The organism is Amphritea pacifica, assembly GCF_016924145.1.
Taxonomy (GTDB): Bacteria; Pseudomonadota; Gammaproteobacteria; order Pseudomonadales; family Balneatricaceae; genus Amphritea; species Amphritea pacifica.
In genome coordinates, this window is sequence record NZ_JAFFZO010000015.1 from 23049 (window position 1) to 46615 (window position 23567).

General features: G+C 48.7%; 19 protein-coding genes. 13 read left to right on the forward strand and 6 right to left on the reverse strand.

The features are described 5' to 3' along the window. The first annotated feature begins 87 nt into the window (after window positions 1–87). The 6 genes from JW499_RS10110 (at window position 88) to JW499_RS10135 (ending at window position 8248) form a co-directional block, all read left to right on the forward strand. Window positions 88–735, forward strand: a complete 648-nt coding sequence (locus JW499_RS10110) for a 2OG-Fe(II) oxygenase (RefSeq protein WP_232846331.1) — start codon at window positions 88–90, stop codon at window positions 733–735. Window positions 736–954: 219 nt separating this feature from the next. Continuing rightward, on the forward strand, window positions 955–2469 hold the full coding sequence (locus JW499_RS10115) for a glycosyltransferase family 39 protein (RefSeq protein WP_205210482.1): 1515 nt from the start codon (window positions 955–957) through the stop codon (window positions 2467–2469). A 210-nt stretch (window positions 2470–2679) separates the two neighbouring features. Continuing rightward, window positions 2680–4938: a phosphoenolpyruvate--protein phosphotransferase gene (gene ptsP, locus JW499_RS10120; protein ID WP_205210483.1), complete on the forward strand. Its 2259-nt coding sequence runs from the start codon at window positions 2680–2682 to the stop codon at window positions 4936–4938. Between the two features lie 21 nt (window positions 4939–4959). Next, window positions 4960–5466 (forward strand): MgtC/SapB family protein, encoded by a 507-nt coding sequence (locus JW499_RS10125; RefSeq protein WP_205210551.1) that lies wholly within the window; start codon window positions 4960–4962, stop codon window positions 5464–5466. Beyond that, complete coding sequence (locus tag JW499_RS10130; RefSeq protein ID WP_205210484.1) at window positions 5463–6602, forward strand: flavohemoglobin expression-modulating QEGLA motif protein; 1140 nt, start codon at window positions 5463–5465, stop codon at window positions 6600–6602. Before JW499_RS10125 ends, JW499_RS10130 begins: the two co-directional genes overlap by 4 nt. Before the next feature lie 164 nt (window positions 6603–6766). Next, window positions 6767–8248 (forward strand): class II fumarate hydratase, encoded by a 1482-nt coding sequence (locus tag JW499_RS10135; protein ID WP_205210485.1) that lies wholly within the window; start codon window positions 6767–6769, stop codon window positions 8246–8248. Window positions 8249–8253: 5 nt separating this feature from the next. On the opposite strand, the gene JW499_RS10140 is transcribed toward JW499_RS10135, so the two are convergent. Together JW499_RS10140 and JW499_RS10145 are read right to left on the reverse strand one after the other, a co-directional pair. Further along, a complete protein-coding gene (locus JW499_RS10140; RefSeq protein WP_205210486.1) occupies window positions 8254–9510 on the reverse strand; it encodes a surface lipoprotein assembly modifier in 1257 nt (418 codons plus the stop codon). Continuing rightward, the gene (locus JW499_RS10145; protein WP_205210487.1) at window positions 9497–10414 is read right to left on the reverse strand and encodes a transferrin-binding protein-like solute binding protein; all 918 of its coding nucleotides are present in this window, start codon (window positions 10412–10414) and stop codon (window positions 9497–9499) included. The genes JW499_RS10140 and JW499_RS10145 overlap by 14 nt, the downstream gene beginning before the upstream one ends. Before the next feature lie 791 nt (window positions 10415–11205). Between JW499_RS10145 and JW499_RS10150 the strand changes: the two genes are divergently transcribed. The 7 genes from JW499_RS10150 to JW499_RS10180 all read left to right on the forward strand — a co-directional run bounded on the left by JW499_RS10150 (window position 11206) and on the right by JW499_RS10180 (window position 17587). Beyond that, window positions 11206–12408 (forward strand): acetylornithine transaminase, encoded by a 1203-nt coding sequence (locus JW499_RS10150; RefSeq protein WP_205210488.1) that lies wholly within the window; start codon window positions 11206–11208, stop codon window positions 12406–12408. Between the two features lie 174 nt (window positions 12409–12582). Then, complete coding sequence (locus tag JW499_RS10155; RefSeq protein WP_205210489.1) at window positions 12583–14031, forward strand: RimK family protein; 1449 nt, start codon at window positions 12583–12585, stop codon at window positions 14029–14031. A gap of 23 nt (window positions 14032–14054) precedes the next feature. Continuing rightward, window positions 14055–15215 (forward strand): peptidase C39 family protein, encoded by a 1161-nt coding sequence (locus JW499_RS10160; protein WP_205210490.1) that lies wholly within the window; start codon window positions 14055–14057, stop codon window positions 15213–15215. Window positions 15216–15315: 100 nt separating this feature from the next. After that, window positions 15316–15669: a hypothetical protein gene (locus JW499_RS10165; RefSeq protein WP_205210491.1), complete on the forward strand. Its 354-nt coding sequence runs from the start codon at window positions 15316–15318 to the stop codon at window positions 15667–15669. A gap of 60 nt (window positions 15670–15729) precedes the next feature. After that, on the forward strand, window positions 15730–16311 hold the full coding sequence (locus JW499_RS10170) for a c-type cytochrome (RefSeq protein ID WP_205210492.1): 582 nt from the start codon (window positions 15730–15732) through the stop codon (window positions 16309–16311). 8 nt (window positions 16312–16319) lie between these two features. After that, on the forward strand, window positions 16320–17213 hold the full coding sequence (locus JW499_RS10175; protein WP_205210493.1) for a cytochrome c: 894 nt from the start codon (window positions 16320–16322) through the stop codon (window positions 17211–17213). 41 nt (window positions 17214–17254) lie between these two features. Beyond that, on the forward strand, window positions 17255–17587 hold the full coding sequence (locus tag JW499_RS10180) for a hypothetical protein (RefSeq protein WP_205210494.1): 333 nt from the start codon (window positions 17255–17257) through the stop codon (window positions 17585–17587). A 21-nt stretch (window positions 17588–17608) separates the two neighbouring features. Here the strand turns inward: JW499_RS10180 and JW499_RS10185 are convergent, their stop codons facing one another. From JW499_RS10185 to JW499_RS10200, 4 genes are all read right to left on the reverse strand, one after another. After that, window positions 17609–18055 (reverse strand): very short patch repair endonuclease, encoded by a 447-nt coding sequence (locus JW499_RS10185; RefSeq protein ID WP_205210495.1) that lies wholly within the window; start codon window positions 18053–18055, stop codon window positions 17609–17611. Further along, the gene (locus JW499_RS10190) at window positions 18048–19667 is read right to left on the reverse strand and encodes a DNA cytosine methyltransferase (RefSeq protein WP_205210496.1); all 1620 of its coding nucleotides are present in this window, start codon (window positions 19665–19667) and stop codon (window positions 18048–18050) included. The genes JW499_RS10185 and JW499_RS10190 overlap by 8 nt, the downstream gene beginning before the upstream one ends. 159 nt (window positions 19668–19826) lie before the next feature. Next, complete coding sequence (locus tag JW499_RS10195) at window positions 19827–21230, reverse strand: hypothetical protein (RefSeq protein ID WP_205210497.1); 1404 nt, start codon at window positions 21228–21230, stop codon at window positions 19827–19829. 1 nt (window position 21231) lies between these two features. Then, complete coding sequence (locus JW499_RS10200; protein ID WP_205210498.1) at window positions 21232–23442, reverse strand: ATP-binding protein; 2211 nt, start codon at window positions 23440–23442, stop codon at window positions 21232–21234. Window positions 23443–23567: the final 125 nt, after the last annotated feature.

The window sequence follows — 23567 nt, forward strand, 5'->3', positions numbered from 1 at the left end:
TTGTTATTTAGTTCATAGCGAATGCAGAAATAGATTGCCGGTTACATTGTTTTTCTGTCAAATGCGCTTTTCTAAGTAGTGTGACGAATGGGAAGCACGCCGATGTCATCCAGCGAGTTATTTGACCGCATCGCTCATGAGATTTATCAGCAGGGTTATTGTGTTATCCGCCAGGCGTTGCCTGAAAAGCTGGGGATGGCGCTGGCCCGGGAGGTCAGAACCCTGCCTGATGATCGTTTCAGCCGGGCCGGGATTGGTCGTCAGGCAGATTATCAGAATGTAGAAACGATCCGACGTGATGAGATCTGCTGGATCGATAACTCGACGCCTGCCGGGCAGGAATGGCTGTTATGGACGGATGGCCTGAAGCAGGCGCTGAACCGACGCTTGTTTCTGGGGTTGTTTTCCTTTGAGAGTCATTACGCTCATTACCGCGAGGGTGATTTTTATAAAGTCCACCTCGATGCCTTCAGGGGGCAGCAGAACCGGGTGCTGACGGTGGTGACTTATCTCAATCCGGACTGGACAGATAATGATGGTGGTGAGTTGCTTATCTATCCGGAAAAAAGCGGCGTCCCTCTGCTTACTGTGCAGCCAGAGTTTGGCACGTTGGTTGTATTCCTGAGCGAGGAGTTCCCCCATGAGGTGTTACCGGCCAGAGCTGACCGTTATAGTATCGCTGGCTGGTATCGTATCAACACTTCTGACCGCAATCGGGTCGACCCTGAACTGTGATGCCCTCCGCGGTTTTCGCTGAGTGAAAGCTCAGGGGCTATGCGGGAAACTATTGCCGAGACAGTGCAACGTGGGAAGCGCATCGGTTGTACCGCTCCGGGCGGTCTGCCATGGGGCGTATGGGGGCTTTGAACGTGATTACCAGCGACAGTGGTATTCGGATTCTCCTGTCTCAGTGATAACATAGTTTCCCCTATCATTTCGGAATAAGGACAGCCCGTGCCCCTCTCTGATAATGCGACGTCATCCCCCCGCCTTTTTATATATCTGCTGAGCGGTTATATCCTGGTGCATCTGCTGATTCGTCTGGCGATGGGGGGGACGCTGGAGCTGGATGAAGCTGAGCAACTGATTCTCGGTCAGCAGCTAGAGCCGGGCTATAACACACAGCCTCCCCTGTATAGCTGGTTACAGTGGATTTTCTTCCAGCTGTTTGGCAATGGGGTGCTGGCGCTGGCGCTGCTGAAATCGCTGCTACTTTTTTGTATCTATCTGTTTAGCTGGCTGACGGCGGGCAAGCTTATCGGGAATCAGCGTATCGCATTGCTGGCGGCTTTTTCGTTGTTGCTGATTCCCAGTATCGCCTGGGAATCGGTCAGAGACCTGACCCATACAGTGCTGGCGACGGCGATAGCGGCTGCTACCTTCTATACCGCTATCCGTATCTATCAGAAGCGTTCCCTCTTAGCCTATGTATCACTGGGTGTATTGCTGGCCAGCGGGATGCTGGCTAAGTACAGTTTTGGGCTGTTTGCCCTGAGTTTGCTGCTGGCAGCGTTGTCGATACGGGAGTATCGCCGTCTGATTATGGATTGGCGCATCGTGGTTGCTGCGGTTATTGCACTGCTGCTGTTTTTGCCCCATCTGTTGTGGGCAATGGAGCATCTGGATGAGATCAGGGGGTTCATCAGCAACCAGGTGGGGGAGGGCAATGGGGGCGGCTATCTTTCCGGGGTCATCAGCGGAGTGTCCAGCCTGGGGAAGAATATCGCTGAGTTCCTGATTCTGGTATGGCTGGTGCTGACGCTGTTGAGTCCTTCACTATACCGGCCGTTACCGGGCAGCGATCTGAATATTCACCGGCAGCTTGCGGGCCGCTTTCTGATGATGGCGTTATCGGTGTGTCTGGTGTTGATTCTGTTGTTTGGGATTACTCAGTTTCAGAGCCGCTGGTTTCAGCCGCTGTTGATTATCTTTCCGTTGTATCTGCTCAGCAGAGCTGAAGTGGTGGGGTTGTCTTTCCGGCGTGAGAGGTTGCTGCGTTCGGTGATTATTTTTTTTGCGCTAATCGTGATGGTCCTTAGATTCAGCCAGTTCTGGCTGGCCCCCTATGTGAAAAACAATGCTAACCGGATGCAATATCCTTCAGCGGCCCTTGCCGGGCAGTTAGAGCAGGAGGGGTTTAGTGGCGGTACGGTTATTGGTGATAGTAATCTGACGGCTGCTAATATCGGCCTCTATTTTGAGGGTGCGCGGCTGTTGAGTCCGAAAACTGAGTTTTTTATCGCGGATCAGCACGCCGCCGGGGGGCAATGTCTGATCGCCTGGAAAGCCACTCGCCAGGATGCTATGCCGGCCGGTCTGGCACACTATCTTGATGCCCTGGGGATTGTTGTCAGCGATGCTGAGCAGCGCTATATCAGCGCCCCGTATCAGTATTCTGATCGCGGTGAGTTTCGCCTCGGTTTTGTACTGCTCAGTTCGGCTTCGCTCTGCAATACCCCGGCAAACTGATAAAGAGCGCGGTCGGTCAGGCATCCGGTCTGACTGCGGCAATTAAGTGAGCCTCAATGGTTATAATTGATTGTCTTGATGCGTCGGGAGCGATATAAGCTTAATGTAAAGGGGGATGTTGCCTGTCTCGTTTGCTTTATCCGGTGAGCAGGACAGGGGTTAACGTTGGTCAGGATTGTCGAAACGAGTTGTCAAAACAAGGCGTGTGTTATGAGTCAGAATTCCAGTGAAAGTGCCTTTACTAAACTCACACAGATTATTCAGTCAGCCGCAAAAGCAAATACCATTGAAGCGCAGGTGCAACACATTGTTGAGGCGATCAGTGAAACACTGCTGGTCGACGTGTGCAGTCTCTATCTGCGGCAGCCGGATGATAGTCTGAGGCTGGTGGCCAGTCGTGGACTGATTCGTAACCATCCGGTTGTTATACCCTCTAAGCAGGGGTTGGTGGGGCAGGTGATGCAGCAGCAGAACACCATCAATATCAAAGACCCGGATCAGCACCCCGGTTATTTCTACGTTGCAAACTCTGAGGAGGAACAGTTCCATAGTTTTTGTGGCGTACCGCTGGTTTACCGTGCTCAGGTGAATGGTGTTCTGGTCGCGCAGAGTCGTCGTGCTGAGTTGCTGCCGTCTGACCATGTTGCGCTGTTCTCTACCCTGGCAACCCACCTGGCGATGCTGATAGCCACCTATTCAAAAGATCTGTTTGTTTCGCCATCTGAGGCAAAGTTATATCAGGGGATCAGCGGTGCGCAGGGGGTAGCGCTGGGTAAAGCATTTATCCGTAAAGAGTCAGGGCTTGCCGAAATACAAAAGCTGAAAACCGATGATGTCGGAACCGAACAGACGCGCTGGGTAAGCCTGAAAGCGGAAGCAATGAACGAACTGCGGGAAGAACGCGACACCGTCTGCAGTACGCTGGGGGAGGGGCTCGCCTCAGTATTGGATGCTTATCAGATGCTGTTAAAAGATGCGACATTTGAGCAGCGAATTATGGATGAGGTGGCGCAAGGCTATCAACTGCCCTGGGCGATCCGGCAAGCGGTCAGTTTTTTTTCTGATAAATTTAAAGAGATGGATGACCCCTATCTTCGGGCCCGTCATGAGGATATTGAACAGCTGGGCGCTAAGCTTTATCAGATCTGGCAGCGTACCTCAGAGCCGCAAGCGCCGGCAGGAAATGAACCACTGATTCTGGTGGGTGACCAGATCAGCGTTTCTGATATTGTTAATCTGGCCACGGACCGGCTGGCGGGTATCGTCTGTTTTGGCGGGGGATCGCTATCCCATATAGCGGTGTTTGCCAATGCCCTGGGCATTCCTGCGGTGATGGGGCTGGGGGAGGTCTCTGTCCAGAACAGTGAGCAGGTTGTGGTTGATGGTGATGCCGGTCAGGTGATCTGCTCTCCCGCAAAGTCGGCCCTCAGAGAATACAAACGTATTATCTCTGAAAGACAGACACTGGCTAACCGTTTACAGGCTGACAGTCAGTTGCCTGCGGTGACCAAAGACAATGTCAGAGTGACATTACTGGCGAACTCCGGATTGCAGGCTGATGTTTTGCCCGGGCTGAGATTTGGTGCAGAGGGGATAGGTCTGTTCCGTACTGAAGTCCCCTTTATGGTCCGTTCCAGTCTGCCTTCTGAGGATGATCAGGAAAAGATATATCGCAGCCTTATCAGTCATTATAAAGATAAACCGATCTATTTTCGTACCCTGGATATCGGTGCCGATAAACCATTGTCATATCTGCCATTGGTGAAAGAGGAAAACCCGGCGCTGGGATGGCGGGGGATTCGCTATATTCTGGATAACCAGCCACTGTTAATTACTCAGTTACGCGCTTTTATGAAAGCGGCGGCTGGTAGTAGACATGTGCATCTGATGTTGCCGATGATCGCTTCAACCGAGCAGCTGGACCAGTGCCTTGCCATACTCAATGAAGTGCATCATCAACTGGTAGCGGAGGGTGTACAGGTCTGTCGCCCTAAAGTTGGCATTATGGTGGAGGTGCCCAGCTGTATCGCTTTGCTGCCGTTCTGGCGCGATAAGCTTGATTTTATCTCTATCGGCACCAACGATCTGAGTCAGTATCTGCTGGCGCTGGATCGTAACAGCCCGCTGGTCGGAAAATGGTACGACTCGCTTCATCCGGCTGTGATTCATGAGTTGCTGCGTATCAGCACTATGGCTAAGCAGATGAATCTGCCGGTGAGTGTTTGTGGTGAGATGGCATCTGATCCGGTCGCGGTCATTCTGTTGTTAGGTATGGGGATTCAGCAGCTGAGCATGAGTGCTGCGAAAATTCCGCTGATTAAATGGATCTTGCGAAGCATCACCAGAGAGCAGGCCGGCGAACTGCTTGCTGAAGCGTTGCAGCAGGATAATGCCAGCGCCATCCGTCAACTGGGACAGCAGTTTCTTGCGTCAAAACAGCTATTATTTAACGAGACCACGCCAAAATAGAGGTTATCGATTTTGAGTGCAATGGCGTTATCAACGGACCTGGCGGCATGGATTAATATCGCCCCCTACCACTGGAGTGCAATCGGCACCGCGCTTTTTTGTGGCGCAGTGATTGGCTGTGAACGACAGATCAGAGGCAAGCCTGTCGGTATCCGGACCTCCGCACTGATTACTGTAGGGACCTACCTGTTTCTCGCCAGCGCATTGTTGCTGCAGGGGGCGACGTCTGATCCTACCCGGGTGCTGGGGCAGGTGGTCACCGGCATCGGCTTTCTGGGAGCGGGGGTAATGTTGTCAAAACATGGTGCCGTCATCGGCGTGACCTCGGCCGCAGCAATCTGGATACTGGCCGCGTTAGGCGTGCTTATCAGTATGGGCCACCTGCTGCCCGCTATCAAACTATCGCTGCTGGTGGTGTTGATTTTATGCGGTGTTGAATTTATTGAAAACCGCCTGCGTGTACTGACCCGCGGTGTACATCAAAAAACAGACCAGACCCCCGGGCGTTCTGGAAGGACAAAACAATGAGTGCAACTGAGCTGATAACAGCACCGTTGAGGAAACTGGATAATGAGTTGTACGATCTGGTCAAGGGCTTCAATATTCTGGACAGTGTTAGCCCGGTGAACTACCGGCAGGAAAAAGCCGCGTTTTTTGAATCCAGTTTTTCCCGTAGCCCGGCGTTTGTCTATGCAACTCAGAAGGTCGACTCATTTTGTCTTAAGCGCAGCCTGTTTAACCTTCCGGTTGATAAACTGGCCGACCCGGAGCTGAGCCAGTTATACAGCGATGTGATCGAGTCTTATGTGGATAAGATTGATCAGTATAAGTCGATCGGCACTGCCGATTTTCTCTACGAGTCGTTTCGCTATTATGGCGAACCCAGCGAAAAAGATATCCGCAATGCTAACTTTATTCTTCACCTGCCCGACCCTGATCCGGGCAGTAATGAGATGCTATGCGCGGATGAGATAGTGAGCCGGCTTGAACAGTTTGCCCAGGCGGAAGGCTATGAGTATCAGATCCGGCTGGAAGACAGCATGATTGCTAATGCGCTGGTATCCGGGACGACTGTTAAAGTCAACCGGTCAGCCAGTGTATCTGAAACGGAAGTTGATGCCCTGGCGCATCATGAACTGGGGGTGCATCTGGTTACCACCCTGAACGCCCGCCGCCAGCCGTTGAAAATCCTGTCGATGGGCTGTCCGGTTAATACCATGACGCAGGAAGGCCTGGCGATACTCAGTGAATATCTGGCGGGATGTATGACTCTTCCCCGTCTGAAAGTCCTTGCTTTAAGGGTGCTGGCGGTTGAATCGATGGTTGAGGAAAACGATTTCAAGAAAACCTTTCTGTTCCTCAAAGAGCAGCATAACGTTGTCGATGACCAGGCGTTCACCATTACTGCCCGGGTTTATCGTGGGGGAGGTTTTACCAAGGATTATCTCTATCTGCAGGGCTTGCACCAGATGCTGAATGCCTACGAAACCCGGCCCGATTTTAACAATCTGTTGTCGGGTAAGGTTTCAATTGAACATCTGTCGGTTATTACCGGATTGATCAATAAAGGGTATCTGCTCAAACCTGAGCTGATCAGTCCTGCTATCGCTCATCCACAAGATAATGATGCGATTCAGAAATTTATCACCCATGCGATTAAATAGAGAACTGACCGGCTTTAGTCTATGGTTTAACCAGTGGAGGCTGTTGTTTCAGCATCCGGAGTTAAACGTTTTTCATGAGTTTGTTGTCAGGTCCGGCTGCACTGATAGCGTCCCTGACATAGGCTGTGACTCCGCCTCTGCTGACAACCGGAGGCACAGGAGAGATGAAAAAAAGTAACACTGCAACACGTAACAGCGATTCAGTCGGCGGGCCTGTCGACAAAACCGCAACCCAGGATAATGAAGCCCCACAGGCTAAGGGGTATTTTGCTCCGGTCAGCGTTGATGAGGGGGCGTTGTGGGGAGTGCAGACACAGCGATCACTGATCAATTTCAATATCGGTCAGCAACGCTTTGAAGCCGGTTTTATCGATGCGCTGGTGCATATAAAACGGGTGTGCGCTGAGGTCAATCATCGTCAGGGACGACTCCCGGATGATCTCTATGGTGCCATAACGCAGGCCTGCGACGATCTGCTGGGCGGTCACCACCGGGACCAGTTTCCCCTGCGGGTGTGGCAAACCGGTTCGGGTACCCAGACCAATATGAACGTCAATGAGGTGATCACCACACTGGCGAACCGGGTGCTGAAGTCGGGCGGAGATCTATCTGAGCACACCGCGAACGTTCACCCCAACGATCATGTCAATATGTCCCAGTCCTCCAATGATGTGTTTCCAACGGCGATGCGTCTGGCGGTGGCTCAGCAAAGCGATGACACGCTGCTGCCAGCGCTTAATCACCTGATTACAGCTCTGAACGATAAACGGACAGAGTTTGCCGCTATCTATACCGTGGGCCGCACCCATCTGATGGACGCACTGCCGGTCACAGTCGGTGCAGCGTTGTCGGCACACATCACACAGCTAAAAGAGGCCGCTGAGGCGATACAGGATAGTCTGAAGGCGGTCTGTCAACTGGCAATCGGCGGCACCGCAGTGGGGTCGGGCAGTAATGCTCCGGAGGGGTTTGGCGATCAGGTTGCTGCGGGGCTGGCGCAACGATACAACCTGCCCTTCAGCCGCCATGAAAATCTTTATGCGGCGGTCTCCGGTGAGGATGCGTCACTGCGTTTCAGTGCCGCCCTGAAGCAGCTGGCTGCTGTGCTGCTGAAACTGGCCAATGATTTTCGTCTGCTGGGCAGTGGCCCCCGCTGCGGCCTGAATGAGTGGCAACTGCCCGCCAATGAGCCCGGCAGCTCCATTATGCCGGGTAAAGTGAATCCAACCCAGTGTGAAGCCCTTAGCATGGTATGCCTGCAGGTGTTTGGTAACGATCTGACCGTATCCATGGCGGCCTCCCAGGGCCAGCTGCAACTGAACACCTATCGCCCGGTGATTATCCATAACCTGATGGAAAGCACCGGATTGTTAGCCGATGCGATGAACTCATTTGCTGCGCATTGTGTGGAGGGGCTGGCCCTGAATCAGCAGCAGATCAAATCGAATATGGCACATAATCTGTCAATCATCACTCTGCTGGCCCCGCAGATTGGTTATGATACGGCGTCTGCCATAGTCCATGAAGCGCACCAGAACAACAGCTCGCTCTCTGCCGCCGCACAGGCACTTGGGTATTTCGAAGAGCAGGCGTTTGAGTCTCTGATGCGCGATGTGCTGGATCAGCAGTTAAAAGTGAAGCGCTAAGCTCTTTATCGGTAGGATCTTAGCTCAGCGGTGATCATCACTTTGTCATAAGTGAAGTAATCAATGGACGATTCTTCCTGTTCAAAAGAGATGCCTATCATGGGGGTAAGACCTTTCCAGTCGATCTCCCGGTTAAGCAGATTAATATGCCAGACGGTTTTTTTATCGTTTCTTGTTTGGTTGAAAAGCGGATCTGTATCACCATAGTCTGCTTTTGTATACCGACCACCCACTTCTACGTTCCAGGCGTTAACGGGGATTTCAACGGCAGCAGACAGCGCTGCAGACTGATAGGAATAGGGTTTCTCTCTGGCGTGGGAGTGCGTCAGGGTTAAGCCTCCGAGAAAGCGGGATTTCTCGCCAATGGGGACAATCAGATTACCGGCTACTGTTTGCAGCGTGGTATCAAGATGATCCGCCTTTTCAAAATCGAGACGGCCAATGGAGTATTCAATGACCTGGCTGAACTGGTCGGTGATTTTCGGGCTGTACTTTACGCTGGCATAGGGGTAACGGTAATTTCCGGATTGTGAGTTCCAGTGGTTTTCTACCCCGGCGGATAATAATACGTTACGTTTTTCAGCAGGGGTATAGCGTATTCCTGTATCGAGGGTATAACTGTCCAGTATATTCTGCTCAAAATCACGCACGGAAAGCGTGGCGTAAGCCTGAGTAAGCAGGTTGGAAGATATAGGTACTCCGCCCAGCAATTTATAATTTAACCCTTGTGAAACGCGGTTTTCAGGTGGTTTGTTGACAGACTGTGTTTGACCCAGAATATTGACCTCTTTTTTTGAGGTAAAGTTGGTTGGGTTATTATCGCTGATCAGGGCGATAGAAAAATCCACAAACCCCACAGCGTTATCAATCTCCTGCAGATACAGATAGATCTTCTGCTTTACCGGCCAGGGCAGACCGCCAGAGTCCAGCGCTGAGTTGAATACCTCTCTTGATGCTGAAAACTCCCCCGCCAGAAACAGTGCTCTGGCCAGCTCCAGCTCCACACGGGGGCTGTATTCCTGCTTCAGAATCTCACGAAAAATAATGGCGGCCAGGGGGTAATCTCCCTGTTGCAGAGCGATTCCCCCCATCACAAACAAAGACTGAAGTTTTTGCGCAAGGCGGTCCTCCTCTGTTGCAGGGGCCTGCGCCTGAGAAACTTCTGTCTTCACCTCACCGGCATAGCTGTTAAGCCATACCAGTGAAGTGAGCAGAACGATAGGTAGCTGTTTAATAATGGAGCGCAATCTACCGTTTAGCACCAAAGGCACCGGTGTAGATTTCTACGCCGCCACCGGTAAGCGCAAAGGTTCCACCGGCCTCTTCAGCGGATGGGCCGTAGAAGTAGCCGCTAGCTGAGCCTGTTAGCCCGGTACCAGTAACAGACCCGGAAAAATTGTTAGAGCCAGCTGAGTAAGTTAGAGTGCCAGAAAGATTGAGGTCTGAATTAACCGACGCAACCTCCGTATTAATATTAACGGTGTTGTTGTTTGACGTTGTAAAAGCCAGGCTGCGGTTCGCAAAGTCTGCATTGATAGATGTATTACCTAAAACATAAAATAGGGTTCCGGCAGAGTCGATGTAGAACCCTGAAGTAGCGCCTGTAAATGTGGCTGTGCCAGTCGTAGGTACTGCGCTTCCATCGGTACGGGAACCTACAGATATTGAGCCAAGTCGCCCAGATGCTCCTGAGCCAGTAGTTGTTTCGGTTACCCAGGTACCGAGGGTCTGGTAGTCCCAGCCGATATTCAAAGGTAATAAAGTAAATCCCACTTCACTAAAATCAGGCGAATTAACTGTAAGCAGGGGAGATGTTGAGTAGTCAAAGGTATCAGTTGCAGAGTCCCAACTGACAGTCCCTTTATCGGTGACTATCGATAGTTTTGAGATTTCGCCGCTATCATTGTAGGTCAAAGACGATTTAGCGGTTGGGTCAGTACTTGGATTACTAGTGCCAGTAATTATAATCGAGGTTGGATTGGTATTAGCAACATAGCTAAATTCTACCGACTGCCCCTCAATATCGACTATCGAGTTGGCAGGAATAGCACTGAAGCTGGTAAAGGATCGCTTAACGACGGCGCTGCTTCCGCCACCGCCACCACACCCGGTCACCAGCAGAGTGAGACTGCAGCAGAGAAGCGTTGTTTTCAGGGAATTATTCATCTGTCATTCCTTTGCAAATACCGGTTAAATTCCATCTGACCGATCTGCTTTCTTTTAGAAATCAGATATTGTCGCTGTGTCATTCAGCAGATAGTTAAGCAACTACCCGACGTTCCGGTGTCATAATATTTGAGGCTGAACTGTTCTGCCTGAACCTGAAATTCAAAAGTCAGTGCTGCCTGTTTCGCAAGAATCTTATGAAGTATGTCTGTTTGAATCAAGCGTTTGACACGTTTTTTTCGGTATACAGCTCAATAGATTATCGACTATTTCAATATTATTTTTGTAGTGTTGTTTTTTTATTACTCTTTAGTCGTATTGTTATAATTTGTTTGTAATTCTGAACGATAAAAATCCACGTCTTGCTGTTCCTTACACTATTTCATCAAAATAGTGGATATTCTGTCTTGACCATGATGTAAATTAGCCTGATACTCGCGCCACTATGAAACCATTAAAAAACACCCCAATATCAGCAACAGACTACCTGAATACATTGCGACGCAATGTATCGACTACCTGTGTCTGTTTGGGTGTGGTGGGCCGACGACGATAACCGTCTGAGCCAGAAAATACTCAAAAAGCCGCAGGTAACCCCTGCGGTTTTTTTATGTACAGGACGTACAGTATGCCGCGGGCGCATGGATGCGCAGGAGCGGCGATGAGGACGTACAGTATGCCGCGGGCGCATGGATGCGCAGGAGCGGCGATGAGGACGTACTTATGCCTTGGGTGTATGGATGTGCAAGAGCACCGATGCCTGAATTAAATATTTTTTAAGGAATAAACAGATGGAATCTAATTCTGTCACTGACGTTGTAGCGAAACAAAACTATCTGATCCCCATCACTAAGCGGCCTGAACTCTGCTTTATCCGTGGTGCAGGTCACTATCTGTTTGATCAGCATGATAAAGGCTATCTCGACTGGATTCAGGGCTGGGCGGTTAACACCCTGGGGCATAGTCCTGAAGTGATGCAGCAGGCGCTGATCAAACAGTCAGCACAGCTGATCAACCCCAGCCCGGCTTTCTATAATCAGCCGATGCTTGAGCTGGCAGAGATGCTGTGTGAGAACTCCCGGTTTGATCAGGTGTTCTTCACCAATAGTGGTGCTGAGGCCAACGAAGGGGCGATCAAGCTGGCGCGAAAGTGGGGGCAGAAGCATAAACATGGTGCTTTCAAGATCATCACCTTCCAGCACAGTTTCCATGGCCGGACGCTGGCGACTATGTCGGCCACCGGTAAAGAGGCATTTGCGCCACTATTTGAGCCTAAAGTGAGCGGTTTTACCAAGGTGCCCTATAATGATCTGGCAGCCACTGAAAGCGCGATTGATGATCAGACGGTCGCAGTTATGCTGGAGCTGATTCAGGGTGAGGCGGGGGTAATCCCGGCGGATGCTGAATTTGTTGCCGGGCTGGACGCGCTGTGTAAACAGCATAATCTGTTACTGATCGTGGATGAGGTGCAAACCGGGATTGGCCGGACCGGCACGTTGTTCGCCTATCAGCAGTATCAGGCCGAACCGCACATTATGACACTGGGTAAAGGGCTGGGTGGCGGTGTACCGATTGCAGCGATGGTGATCGATAAAGCGATCAGCTGTTTTGATCCCGGTGATCAGGGCGGCACCTACAATGGTAATCCGCTGATGTGTGCGGTCTCCGCGGCGGTGTTGCAGGAGGTGCTGGCGGAAGGCTTTATGGCTCAGATCAACCGTGTCAGCGAGTATTTCTGCCAGCAGCTGTCTGCGTTGGCTGAAGAGTTTGGTCTGGGGGCGATTCGGGGCAAAGGTCTGTTGCTGGCGATCAATACTGGCCCCTTCTCTGGCCCACAGATTGTTGAACTGGCCAGAGAGGCAGGGCTGTTGCTGAATGCACCACGAGAGGACTCGCTGCGGTTTATGCCCGCACTGACACTGACGGAAACCGAGGTGGATGAAGGTATTGCGCTGCTGGCGGGTGTATTAACAACCCTGAAAGCCGCTAAATAATCACTGTTGTGAACGTGCGCCCTGGGTGGAATCTCCTGCAAAGGGCGCTGAATGAAACAATGGTTCCGGGATCTCCCGGAACCAGAAAGCTGTATATAACCCTGTGAATCTGGGGTGCCCAAACCGTCAGTGACTGATGTGCTCAAGCATCGCCCCAAACCGTTGGACTGACATATGTATAAAACTCTTTTCGTGGTGGATGATGACGTTTCCCTGTCCGGTCTGCCTGCCAATACCCTGACCTTTGAGACCTATCTGCGGGATTACCCTAAACTGGGTGAGCCGAAGATCCGCATTATCAACCTGTGCGATACCGAGCGCTATCTCAGCAAGGGCTATTACTGCTCCTTGCTGGCGGAAGCCCGTCAGCATCAGGTGCTGCCCAGTGTTAAGGTGATTAACGCCTTACGTAGCCGGCGCAGTTCCGGTCTGTGGCTGAGCAGTTCGCTTCTGGCAGGCTTATCCGGCGAGAAAGAGATAGAGGGCAGTCAGATCATCTGTATGGGCGAAGTGGCCGACCCGCGTTTTAAAAAGATTGCCAGTAAGGCGTTTCAGCAGTTTCCTGCGCCATTGCTGGAGATGTCCCTGAGCGTCACCGAGTCGGGCCATGATATCCGTCTGAGTCGCTGTTCTCTGTCCTCCCTGACCGCTGAACAACTCAGTTTTGCCCTCGGAGTGATGGATCAATACGCGCGAATTAGCTGGCACAAGAAGGGTTCCGGTAAGAAGTATCGCTGGGATCTGGCGATTCTGCTGGACCCGGAGGAGAAGGTGCCCCCCAGTGATAAACGGGCGATCTCCCGGTTTGTTAAAGCCGCCGAAAAGTATGGTATCCGGGCCCAGATTGTCACCGCTGATGAGCTCAACCATCTGAGCCAGTTTGATGGTCTGTTTATCCGGGAAACCACGGCGATAGATCATCATACCTACCGTCTGGCATGCGAGGCGGAAGAGAATGGTCTGGTGGTGCTGGATGATCCCAGCTCGATTTTGCGGTGCTGCAATAAGGTTTATCTGCACGATGCCTTTAATTACAAAAAGGTTCCCAGCCTGAAAACGCAGATGATTACCGATGCCAGTGAGGGCACTCTGGACAGTATCGAAGCGGAGTTTGGTTATCCGGTGGTGCTGAAACTGCCGGAAGGTTCGTTCTCTAAAGGGGTGTTTAAAGCGGCATCCCGTGAGGAACTGAAAACCCTGCTGGATCAGCTGTTTCTGGAATCTGCACTGTTGCTGGTGCAGGAGTATATGTTTACTGCGTTTGACTGGCGGATCGGAGTGCTCAACGGCCGGGCGATCTATGCCTGTCGTTACCATATGGCGCGTAATCACTGGCAGATCTATAACCATGGTTCGAAGCGCAACTTCTCTGGCGGCTTTGATACTCTGGCCACCTTTGAGGTGCCCCGGGTGGTGCTCGATGCAGCCCTGAAAGCGGCCGCTGTGGTGGGTGATGGCCTCTATGGGATCGATATCAAAGAGGTGGATAAGTGTGCCTATGTGATCGAGGTGAACGACAACCCCAGCATCGATAGCGATGTCGAGGATCTCTACCTGGGCGAGGAGCTGTATATGCAGATTATGCATGAGTTCCTGCGTCGCTTTGAGCTACGGGGACGCTAGGTCATGATCAGGGATAACCATTGATGAACGCGAAGCCAGAGCTTCCGCCAATCACTTTTCGCCGGGCAACCCTCGATGATCTGGATATTCTGGAGCAGATAGAGAATCGCTGTTTTGAAGGGGACCGGCTCCATCGGCGTAGCCTGCGTAACTGGATCAAAGCCCCCCACGGTGAGTTTCTGGTGGCGGTCAGTGAGAATCAGGTAGTGGGTTATGGACTGGTCTGGTGCCATAAAGGCACCCGGCTGGCGCGCCTGTATTCGCTGGCATTGTTGCCAGAGATGCGCGGGTCCGGCGCGGCGGCCCGACTGATGAGTGAGCTTGAGTCGGCCACCGCGGGGCGGGGCTATCTGTTTATGCGGCTGGAGGTCGCCAAATCAAACCAGGCGGCGGCCGCGCTTTATCGTCGCTGTGGTTATCGGGTGTTTGGCGAATATCATGATTATTACGAGGATCACTCCGATGCATTGCGGATGCAGAAGACAATTCAGTATCTGAGTATCGATAAAACCCAGCGCTTAACCCCCTGGTATCAGCAAACCACCCCCTTTACCTGCGGCCCGGCAGCGCTGATGATGGCGATGGCCAGTCTGGATGAAACTCAGGTAGTGGATCAGAAAGAGGAGCTGGATATCTGGCGTCAGGCTACCACCGTGTTTATGACCACCGGACATGGTGGTTGTCATCCACTGGGGCTGGCACTGGCCGCCAGTCAGCGGGGATTTCGGGCGGAGGTGTTGATCAACACGGGAGGTCCGCTGTTTGTCGATGGTGTTCGCTCGGCACACAAAAAAGAGGTGCTGGCTGTTGTGCATCAGCAGTTTGTCGAAAAAACCGATCGCGATGAACATATCCGGGTGATCTATGAAGAGCTGGATCAGCAGCGCATCTCCGACTGGCTGCAGGAGGGCTATGCGGTGATCATCCTTATCAGCACCTTCCGGCTGGATGGCAAAAAAGCGCCCCACTGGGTGGCGGTCACCGGCATCGATGAACGCTGCTTTTACGTTCATGACCCCGATGCCGAGGATATCAGTCAACTGGCCATCGATAACCAGTATCTGCCGATTACCCGGCAGGACTTCGATAAGATGTCAGCCTTTGGCAGTGGCCGGCTGAGAACCGCGGTGGCGATCAGGAAGCGGGAACTGAACATAGATAAGTACACTGCATACCCGCTGTAAGAGTCTCGTCTTGACATTCCCCCAACCGGAACCTTTATACTCAGTGTGACTGCCGGCTCAGATGGGCACGGCAGAAGAGGTAAAACGGAGACGATATTGTATGTGGGTAAAGCTTAAACAGCTGATTGTCGTGTTACTGGTGTTGAGCGTTCAGCTGCAGCCAGTGCATGTGCATGCTGTTGAGTTGCAAACACTGCAGTCTGGACACTCCGTTGGCCAGTTGTACCATGGTCATGGCGCTGAGGATGGTGTTCATTTGGGATATGACAGCAGTTCAGATGACACCGAATACCATGGTCATCTGAGCGAGTGTCACCCCGGGCATATGCTGTCACCGGTAACCGCTGGGTTACAGCCGGTTAGAAAATTGACTCAGTTCGCGAGGTGGGAGCCGTTATGCCGGCTCTCATCCGTTTCTCTGGCGCAGGAAACACCGCCGCCCCGATCCCTTTGATCTGATCATCTCTACACTGCTATCTGTTGTTTTTCTTACGATTAAGGGAATTCTGTTGCTATGAAAAAAATAATCTTATCGATCTGCCTGCTGGCAGTGACCACACTGACCACTCAGCAAGTGATAGCCCATGGGGAGGCAACTGGTGTCATTAAAGAACGGATGGACCTGATGGAGGGTATGAAGGATGTCGTAAAAGAGGTCAGTGCTATCTATAAGGGCGAAGCAGAGTATAACGCTGACACTATTCGTAATGCCGCCGAAACGATTAAAACCCACTCCGGTGATGCCATGACAAAGCTGTTTCCTGAGGGCAGCCTGTCGGGGCACTCTGAAGCTAAACCGCTGATCTGGGAGGAGTGGCAACGCTTTAAAACCCTTGCAGACCGTCAGGTCCGACTGGCAGATGGGTTGTATCAAGCCGCAGACAATCAGGAAAGTGGTAACGCGGGTCATATGATGGGTGGCTCCGGAATGATGGGTAGTTCCGCTGGCATGATGGGGTCAGGCGGCATGATGGGCGGTACAGAACATATGATGGATGACCCCGAACTGCTTGCTAAGATGCCCTCCAGTGCGGTGTTTCAGATGCTGACCGACAACTGTTCATCCTGTCACGAGCGTTATCGCGAAGAGGAGTGAGTCGGCTGATGAAAAAGCACGGGTTGCTTGTTGTCGTCGGGTTGGTGGTAGCGGTGACGGGCTGGTTTAGTCTGCCGCTGCTGGCCAGTATTCCTGAGCTGAAACTGAGTACAGCCAGGGGTGATGTGTCCCGGGGCGCTTATCTGGCCAGAGCCAGTGGCTGCATCGCTTGTCATACCGATGTTAAAGGCGGTGGTGCTCCTTTGGCTGGTGGCGCGCCACTGAAAACGGAGTTTGGCACTTTTTATCCGCCTAACCTGACTACCGATGTGCAAAACGGTATCGGTGGCTGGACTCTGGAGCAGTTTGCCATTGCGCTGCGTCATGGTGTTTCGCCATCGGGTGATCCCTATTATCCGGCGTTTCCCTATGAGTTTTATGCCGGTCTTAGTGATCAGGATATTACTGATCTCTGGGCTGCGTTCCAGACCGTTCCGCCGGTTGCTCAGACAAGTACAGAGCATCAGCTGGGCTTTCCCTTTAATCTGCGCCGGAGTCTCTACCTGTGGCAGGCGATGTTTCTGGATGAACGTCTCTTCGCAGCAGAACCCGATAAAGATGAGCGTTACAACCGGGGAAAATTTCTGGTTGAGAGTGCGGCCCATTGTGCGGCCTGCCACAGCCCGAGAAACCTGTTAGGTGCACTGGATAGCGGCGCGCTATATACGGGAGGTGCGTCAGCGCTGGAGCAAGAGGGAAATATTCCTCCGATAACGGCTAAAGCCCTGACTGAAGCGGGATGGAATGAGCTGGATCTGGGTTATGCCCTGAAAACCGGCGTCAAAGCCGATGGTGACGTGTTCGGTGGCAGCATGGCGGAAGTGGTGCGTGAAGGCACTGCTTACCTGCAGCAGCAGGATAGGAATGCGATTGCATACTATCTGTTTAACCGGGATGACTAGCGCGTTAAGCCGTTGTGAAAGCTTACACGGAGGAGATTGATATGGTCGATAAACAAACAGCAAGCGTCGAGTCCGGTTTCAGTTTTGCTCTGATGGCAGGTTTCACTCCGGACAGCGCACAACAAGAGATCCTGGCAACCACTGAGGGCGTGCTGTCGGTCGAATGGCAGGCTAAGCACCTGATCGTCCGTTACAGCATTATGCAGACCGGTCTGCCCCAGCTGCAACAGCAACTGCAACAGCTGGGCATCCCCCTGAAACAGAGCCGCTGGCAGGGTATAAAAGCAGGTCTGAAATGTTTTACCGATGACAATCTCAGGGCCCATGCGGTCCACGAACATCAGTGCTGTGGTAAACCGCCTAAGGGGATGTAGGGGGAATCAGGTTTGTTGGTTCTAAGGTATAGAGCGTGAGGGGGTATTAGCTTTCAACCAAGAGGAAATATGTTTCAGCAGCTCTGTTTCAGGTATTCTGGTTTTACCCTTTATCGCGCATTCCCAGACTGTTAATACTCTCCAGCCCTGCTTTTCCAGCAGTGCCTTTTGTCGCTGATCTCTGTTTTTGTTGCCGTTTAACTTTGCTTTCCAGAAGTCTGTTCTGGTTGCGGGAAGTTTGAAAAGATGACAATCATGCGCATGCCAGAAACAGCCATGGACGAAGATAACCGCTTTGTATTTGGGAAGGACCAGATCCGGTTTTCCGGGTAGTTCTTTGGCGTTTACCCTGTATCTGAAGCCTGCCGCATGCAGGTGTCTTCGAAGCCAGAGTTCTGGCTTCGTGTTTTGCGCTTTGATGGCTTGCATATTCTTCCGACGGATATCGGAAGAATGAACGTCAGTCATGTACTTGTGTCATTGAAAGTTCGAACTCAGCCTCAGTTTTTGACTGTTCAGGTTCATTCCGATCAATGATGTTCTTCACAATTTTAGCAATTTTATATGCAAGTAAAGGGGGGACAGCATTGCCTACCTGGTGGAATTGTTGTGTCCGGGGGCCTTGAAAAAAATAGTTATCTGGGAATGTTTGTAATCTGGCCGCTTCTCTAACTGTCAGGCTTCGGCACTGACTAGGTTCCGGGTGTATGAAGTAATGCCCGTCTTTCGATATGTGGCTGGTTACGGTAGTTGAAGGTCCTTCCTCGGTCTGTACACGAAAACGATCAGAAAACTTTCCCGTTTTCCAGTTCTTATGCTCAGGTGCGAGGTCTTTGAGACTGAACTCTTTATGTCCTTTAGGTGATCTTCTATGAGCTTTCGCGAAGCTGGAGGCATAAACATACCGCTTAAGGTCTAGGGTCATATGTCCTTTCGACTCATGGTTAAGCCAAACTTTCAACTGATCACCATCTTTCTGGTACCAATTGTTCAGAGTCTTATCCGACATGGTTTTGAAACCTCTTTTATTTACCCTCAAGCTACCGGGGTTTTCTCTTAGCTTTAACTGTTTCTTTGCGTTATTTAAATGAGGGATTAGTTCTAATAATGAAGTTTGGTCGCTTTGGGTTATATCGTGTTTAAGGTCGTCAATATGCCTGGATACTTCATTTATCCATTCTTGTGTACTGTCTTTTTGCTTTGTCAAAGTACTACGAATTGGTGGAAGCCCTTCGATTACTTCTGAAACGCTTCTTGTGGTGGTCTTCTCTAAAATTCCATGGGGTGTTTCTATATCCTCTCGAATACCTAGAAGTATTACCCTGTGACGAGCTTGAGGAATCCCATACTCTTCAGATCGAATTATGAATTTTCGGGCATCAAAATCATTTGGATCATCGGAATAGATAAAAGAATCATTAGATACTAACGAGCAAATGCGATACTTGTGGCCTGTTGTTTCCTTGCCAAGTGCCTTATTTGGATCCGACAAGTCTTTGAGAATGTCGTGGAAAATTGGGCGCCCATGCACCTTTGCTGAAAGAATGCCCTTTACATTTTCCATGACAAATACTGACGGCGTGTATGTCTGAATGATTTTAAGATATTCCTTGTAAAGAAAATGCCGATGATCATCTTCAGCTATGTAACTCGTTATACCTTTATTTCTTGCTCGCCCGACGAGGGAGTATGCTTGGCAAGGCGGTCCCCCAATAAGTACCCAGTCTTCATTATTTTTTCCTATACTTGCTGAAGTGATTCTGTCATCAAGCTCAGCGTTACCGTCTTTGCTCCCTAACTTTATCTGACGGGCTTCCTTAAGAGAGCGCACCCACAGATCTTCTGTTTTATCACTATAGGGGATATCAGACTTACCATTACAAAAATCATAGTAGTCATTGAGGCAGTCAGGCCTCTCTCGCTTGAGAAGGCGAAAAAATGCTCTCAGTTGTAATGTTGAATGGGCGTGCTTATCGACTTCAGCTGAAACTGCAATCTCAAATGCATTCTCTAATGAGGAAAATCCTTCTCCAAGACCTCCAGGTCCGGCAAAAAGGTCAACTATCTGGATTGGTTTCATAGAGGGAAGTCACAAGTTAATAGGTCGAGACAAGGTTTCAGTGAAATGATACGAAAGTAATTTGGCGCTCGATATAGCATGTTTTTTGCTTCTTGTGAAGTTTTTTGTTTGTTGTAGCATGAATTCATAGTAATGAATTTAGTTAAAATGAAAAATAATTTATTTAAGTTCGGTTATTCCAGGTCTTGTTAATTGATTGCCTATTTTATGTATAAAATCATTAAGTAGCTGACTTCTAATTCTAACTACAGGCTCTTTTAAGAGAATGTTAATTTCTTTTATATTGGGAGAGCTTGTGATCACTTTTGTACTAAATACGAATTGGCTGTTATTGTTTTTTATTTCAAATACAGGGGTAATTATAAACTGATCACCATTCAATCTAAGGTCTCTTCCTGACTTTAGTTTCTGTTTAATTTTTGTTTCATCTTCTTGATATAAAAAATGTCTGTTGTCATCATTTATTTGTAGGCCGATTATGAAGTTTTTCCACACGCATTTATTTTGTGCATGATCGCAAGGAGGTGTTATATCCATCATTACTAGTTCAAATGTTTTGCTGGCTTTATCTGGGGTTATTGATTTTTTCTTAGTGGTGCTGATGAAGTTTTCAATAATAAATTTGCCCCAGTTGCTATTGCTCATATAAGGAATTGGCAGTGGCCATATTAAACTTTTAGGGTAACTATAAATGCTGCCAGGGGAAATAGAACCTGTGTTCTTTAGATCGTGATCTAAGTGTAACATGCTATTGATCTTAGCCTTCCAGTTATTGTCAATTGTGGTATTGCTACTGCTACTACTATTGATAAATGAAAATGGAGATGGAGCTGAGTGGCTAATTCGATCACTTATGAGAGTATTTAGAACTGAGTAAACTGGTGGCGAAATACTTTCTTGGTCTAATGATTTTCCTGCTTCTGCAACAGCTATTTCCATTAAAATATGAGAAAGCCGCTCGTCAAAATTTACAGGATGATCTTCATGTTCAGATGCGACTTCACCTAAGTTTTTTATAATTTCCGAGCTGCTAGATGAAACTGATCTTTCCCATTCTATCAAGAAATTAAAGGGAGGAGAGCTCTCTAGATGACTTTGCAGTAGTTGAGATATCTCATTTGAGGACTCTTCTGAGAGAGGGTTTATTTTCTCGCTATCTTCAGTGTAATGAGTTTTGTCTATTGATTTTACATTAAATGGTCTTTGGCTTGCTGGAAGTCTTTCTGTTAAGAAGTTAAATAGCTCCGTGCTCTTCTCTTCGAATGTTGTCCATGTAATTAATAGCCATGGGCCGTTGTTGTGGTTTAGTAGTCTTTGTATTAGTTTGAGCGCGATTGCATAATCGCTAATATTAGCCGAGCCACTGTTAGTAAGGTTTACATCTAAGATGATAGCCCTTACTCCTGTGTGGATACTTTTTAATAAAGGTGCTTCAAGCTCTTCTAGCAATGGCTCGTCATAGTGAATAAATAGAGTTGGAATTTGTTTCTTCCAAAGCTGCTTTGTTATGCATATCCCGTGGTCTTCACGATCATCAATTACTAATACCTTAGTTCGTTGCATACTAAATCATTCCTTTGCTATTGAAAACTAATGAGACTACCGCGCCTTTGCACACTTTTGGAATGCTGATATCGCCATTATTAGGAAAGGCAAGCCTTCCTTTGTGACTTTTCATTACCATATCAGCGTAATAAAGTCCGATGCCCATGCCTTCCATTCTCCGGGTGAAAAATGGCTGAATTATATCTTCAGGAGGGTCTTCAAAGCCCCCTCCACTATCAGCAACTACTATCGCTGGCCCTTCCAGGTCATGACTAGGACCTATCCAAATATGTCCTGGTATTTCATCGGATTCTCGATTTATTTTTACCCAGTGAATAGCGTTGTCTATAAGGTTGACTAGTGTTGCTGTGAACATTCGTCTAATTCCTTTGACCTCAAAATCTAAATTAAGAGAGTTTTCAAAGCCATTTAAAAATTTAATATTATGAAATTCAAAACGGGTGGATTGACTTAAAAGAGCATACTTGACTAATTTAGAAGCATTCACATTCTCCATGTTTTTATTAGTTACCATATAAGCAGCACCTTGAAGTGTTTCTACAAGATGTTTAGACATGCTAACTAATTTATCCAATGGTGCTTGAAACTCAATAGCTCTATCAAGACCTCTAACTCCTCTTTCTATTTCATGGAAGACAGTAACTAGTCCTAGACCAGCTCCAGCAGCAGACATAAGTGTATTTCGGGTTTCTTTATATGTTTCAGAAACTTGTTTTATTAAGGGGCCAAGTTCCTTATCATAGCCCATCTCTATAGATTTTTTACTTAGATTTTCGATAGCTTCTTCTGTCGTAACCTTGTGTAAACTTTTCTCAGTTGACTTTGGGATGTTAAAGCATGATCTCAGAATTTTTTTGTCTTTGTTTCTTTCAATCTCGAATTGATTTAAAGCGCATAAAATCGCATATCGAAGTTCTTGGTAAGCTTCATTTTCAATGAAGCCCTCTCTATTAGTTTTTTCTTTAAGATTCTGGCTGTACTTTAAATCAAGATGGATTTGCCCCATCAATAATTGGTTGCTGACTTTTCTAGATGGTGATTGAACCCTGCGATGGTCAAGGCCTAGCCAATCATTACCTTGTTCACCATAATCATATACACGCATTCCATCTCTATAAACTCGAATTCCTCCTTGTTCTTTTAAGAATTTAGTAAGACCAGTTATATCTGGAATGTATCTGGCTGAGACTTGTTTGTCTAAATCAAATCCAAAAATAATTCCCGTTATTGGACCTACGCCTAACTCGTTAACGGTAATCTTACTATTTCTTTTTCTTCCATTTCGGTCTAACTTAAAATATTCAAAAGAGTGTTCTAATGTTTGCTCTTTAGTTCGTGGTGATAATATACTCTCAAAATCTTTTAATATTGCACTAATTGGTTGAAATTTATATGTAGAGCTAAATCCATTTTCGTCGATAGAGAATTGATAAATATACATTGCTTGGTCTTTAGCGGTATCCGGATCAAATATTCCGTTCAGCCAGTCGCATTCAGGAACAATATTAAAGTTCACATCAAAAATATCATCATTAACTTCTATCGATATTTCACTTTCTTTGCTTTTTAGATCAGGTGTATTTTCTTCAAGGTTGGCAATAGGTAAATTATGAAATTTGGGAGTGGTCATAGCGCTAACCGCTCTATAAAGCCTTCTTATATCACCGCGAGCCCATTTATTATGTAAGTCTGATATCTCGATAATAGTACCGGTATCGTCGTCTTTAAATAGACTCGATTCACCAATAGTCATTGTTACTGGAGCTTGGTCTAGGTATTCATACTCTAGAAATTCTTTCCAATTAATCGTTACTTGTACTTCTTTATTTCCAGCAGCCTTAGTTGTCATTGTTATGTGATCACCGAGCTTATGGACTGCAAAGCGGCCAACGCCTTTTTCACCAACAGGCAGTCGTCCGAGAGGCGTTCTTATGTTGTTCTTTCTAGCAATCTCTTTATGGTTAGATGCTGGTTCAAGCCATACTTCGCTGACAATTGAAGGAGTCATACCGAAGCCGCTATCCACTATTTTGATAGAGGCGTCTTTTGAATTAGGATTGCTAAATGTGATGGATACACTTTTAGCATCGGCATCGAATGAATTTTTAACTAACTCAAAGAGTGCCATCCGATGGTCTCTAATTAGTTGTTCTCCAAGCAATTGCATTAGTCTTGCTTTTGGCCTGAAGTGAACAGGTGGGTTATTCATAACTATCCTTGAGGTATACCTAACGTATTTATATCCAACATGCTGCACAAGGAGTCGAAGATAGTCCAGAGCTGAATCTGAAATAGTGGGTATAAACGTGGGAATAATTATCGGATTGCGATAAG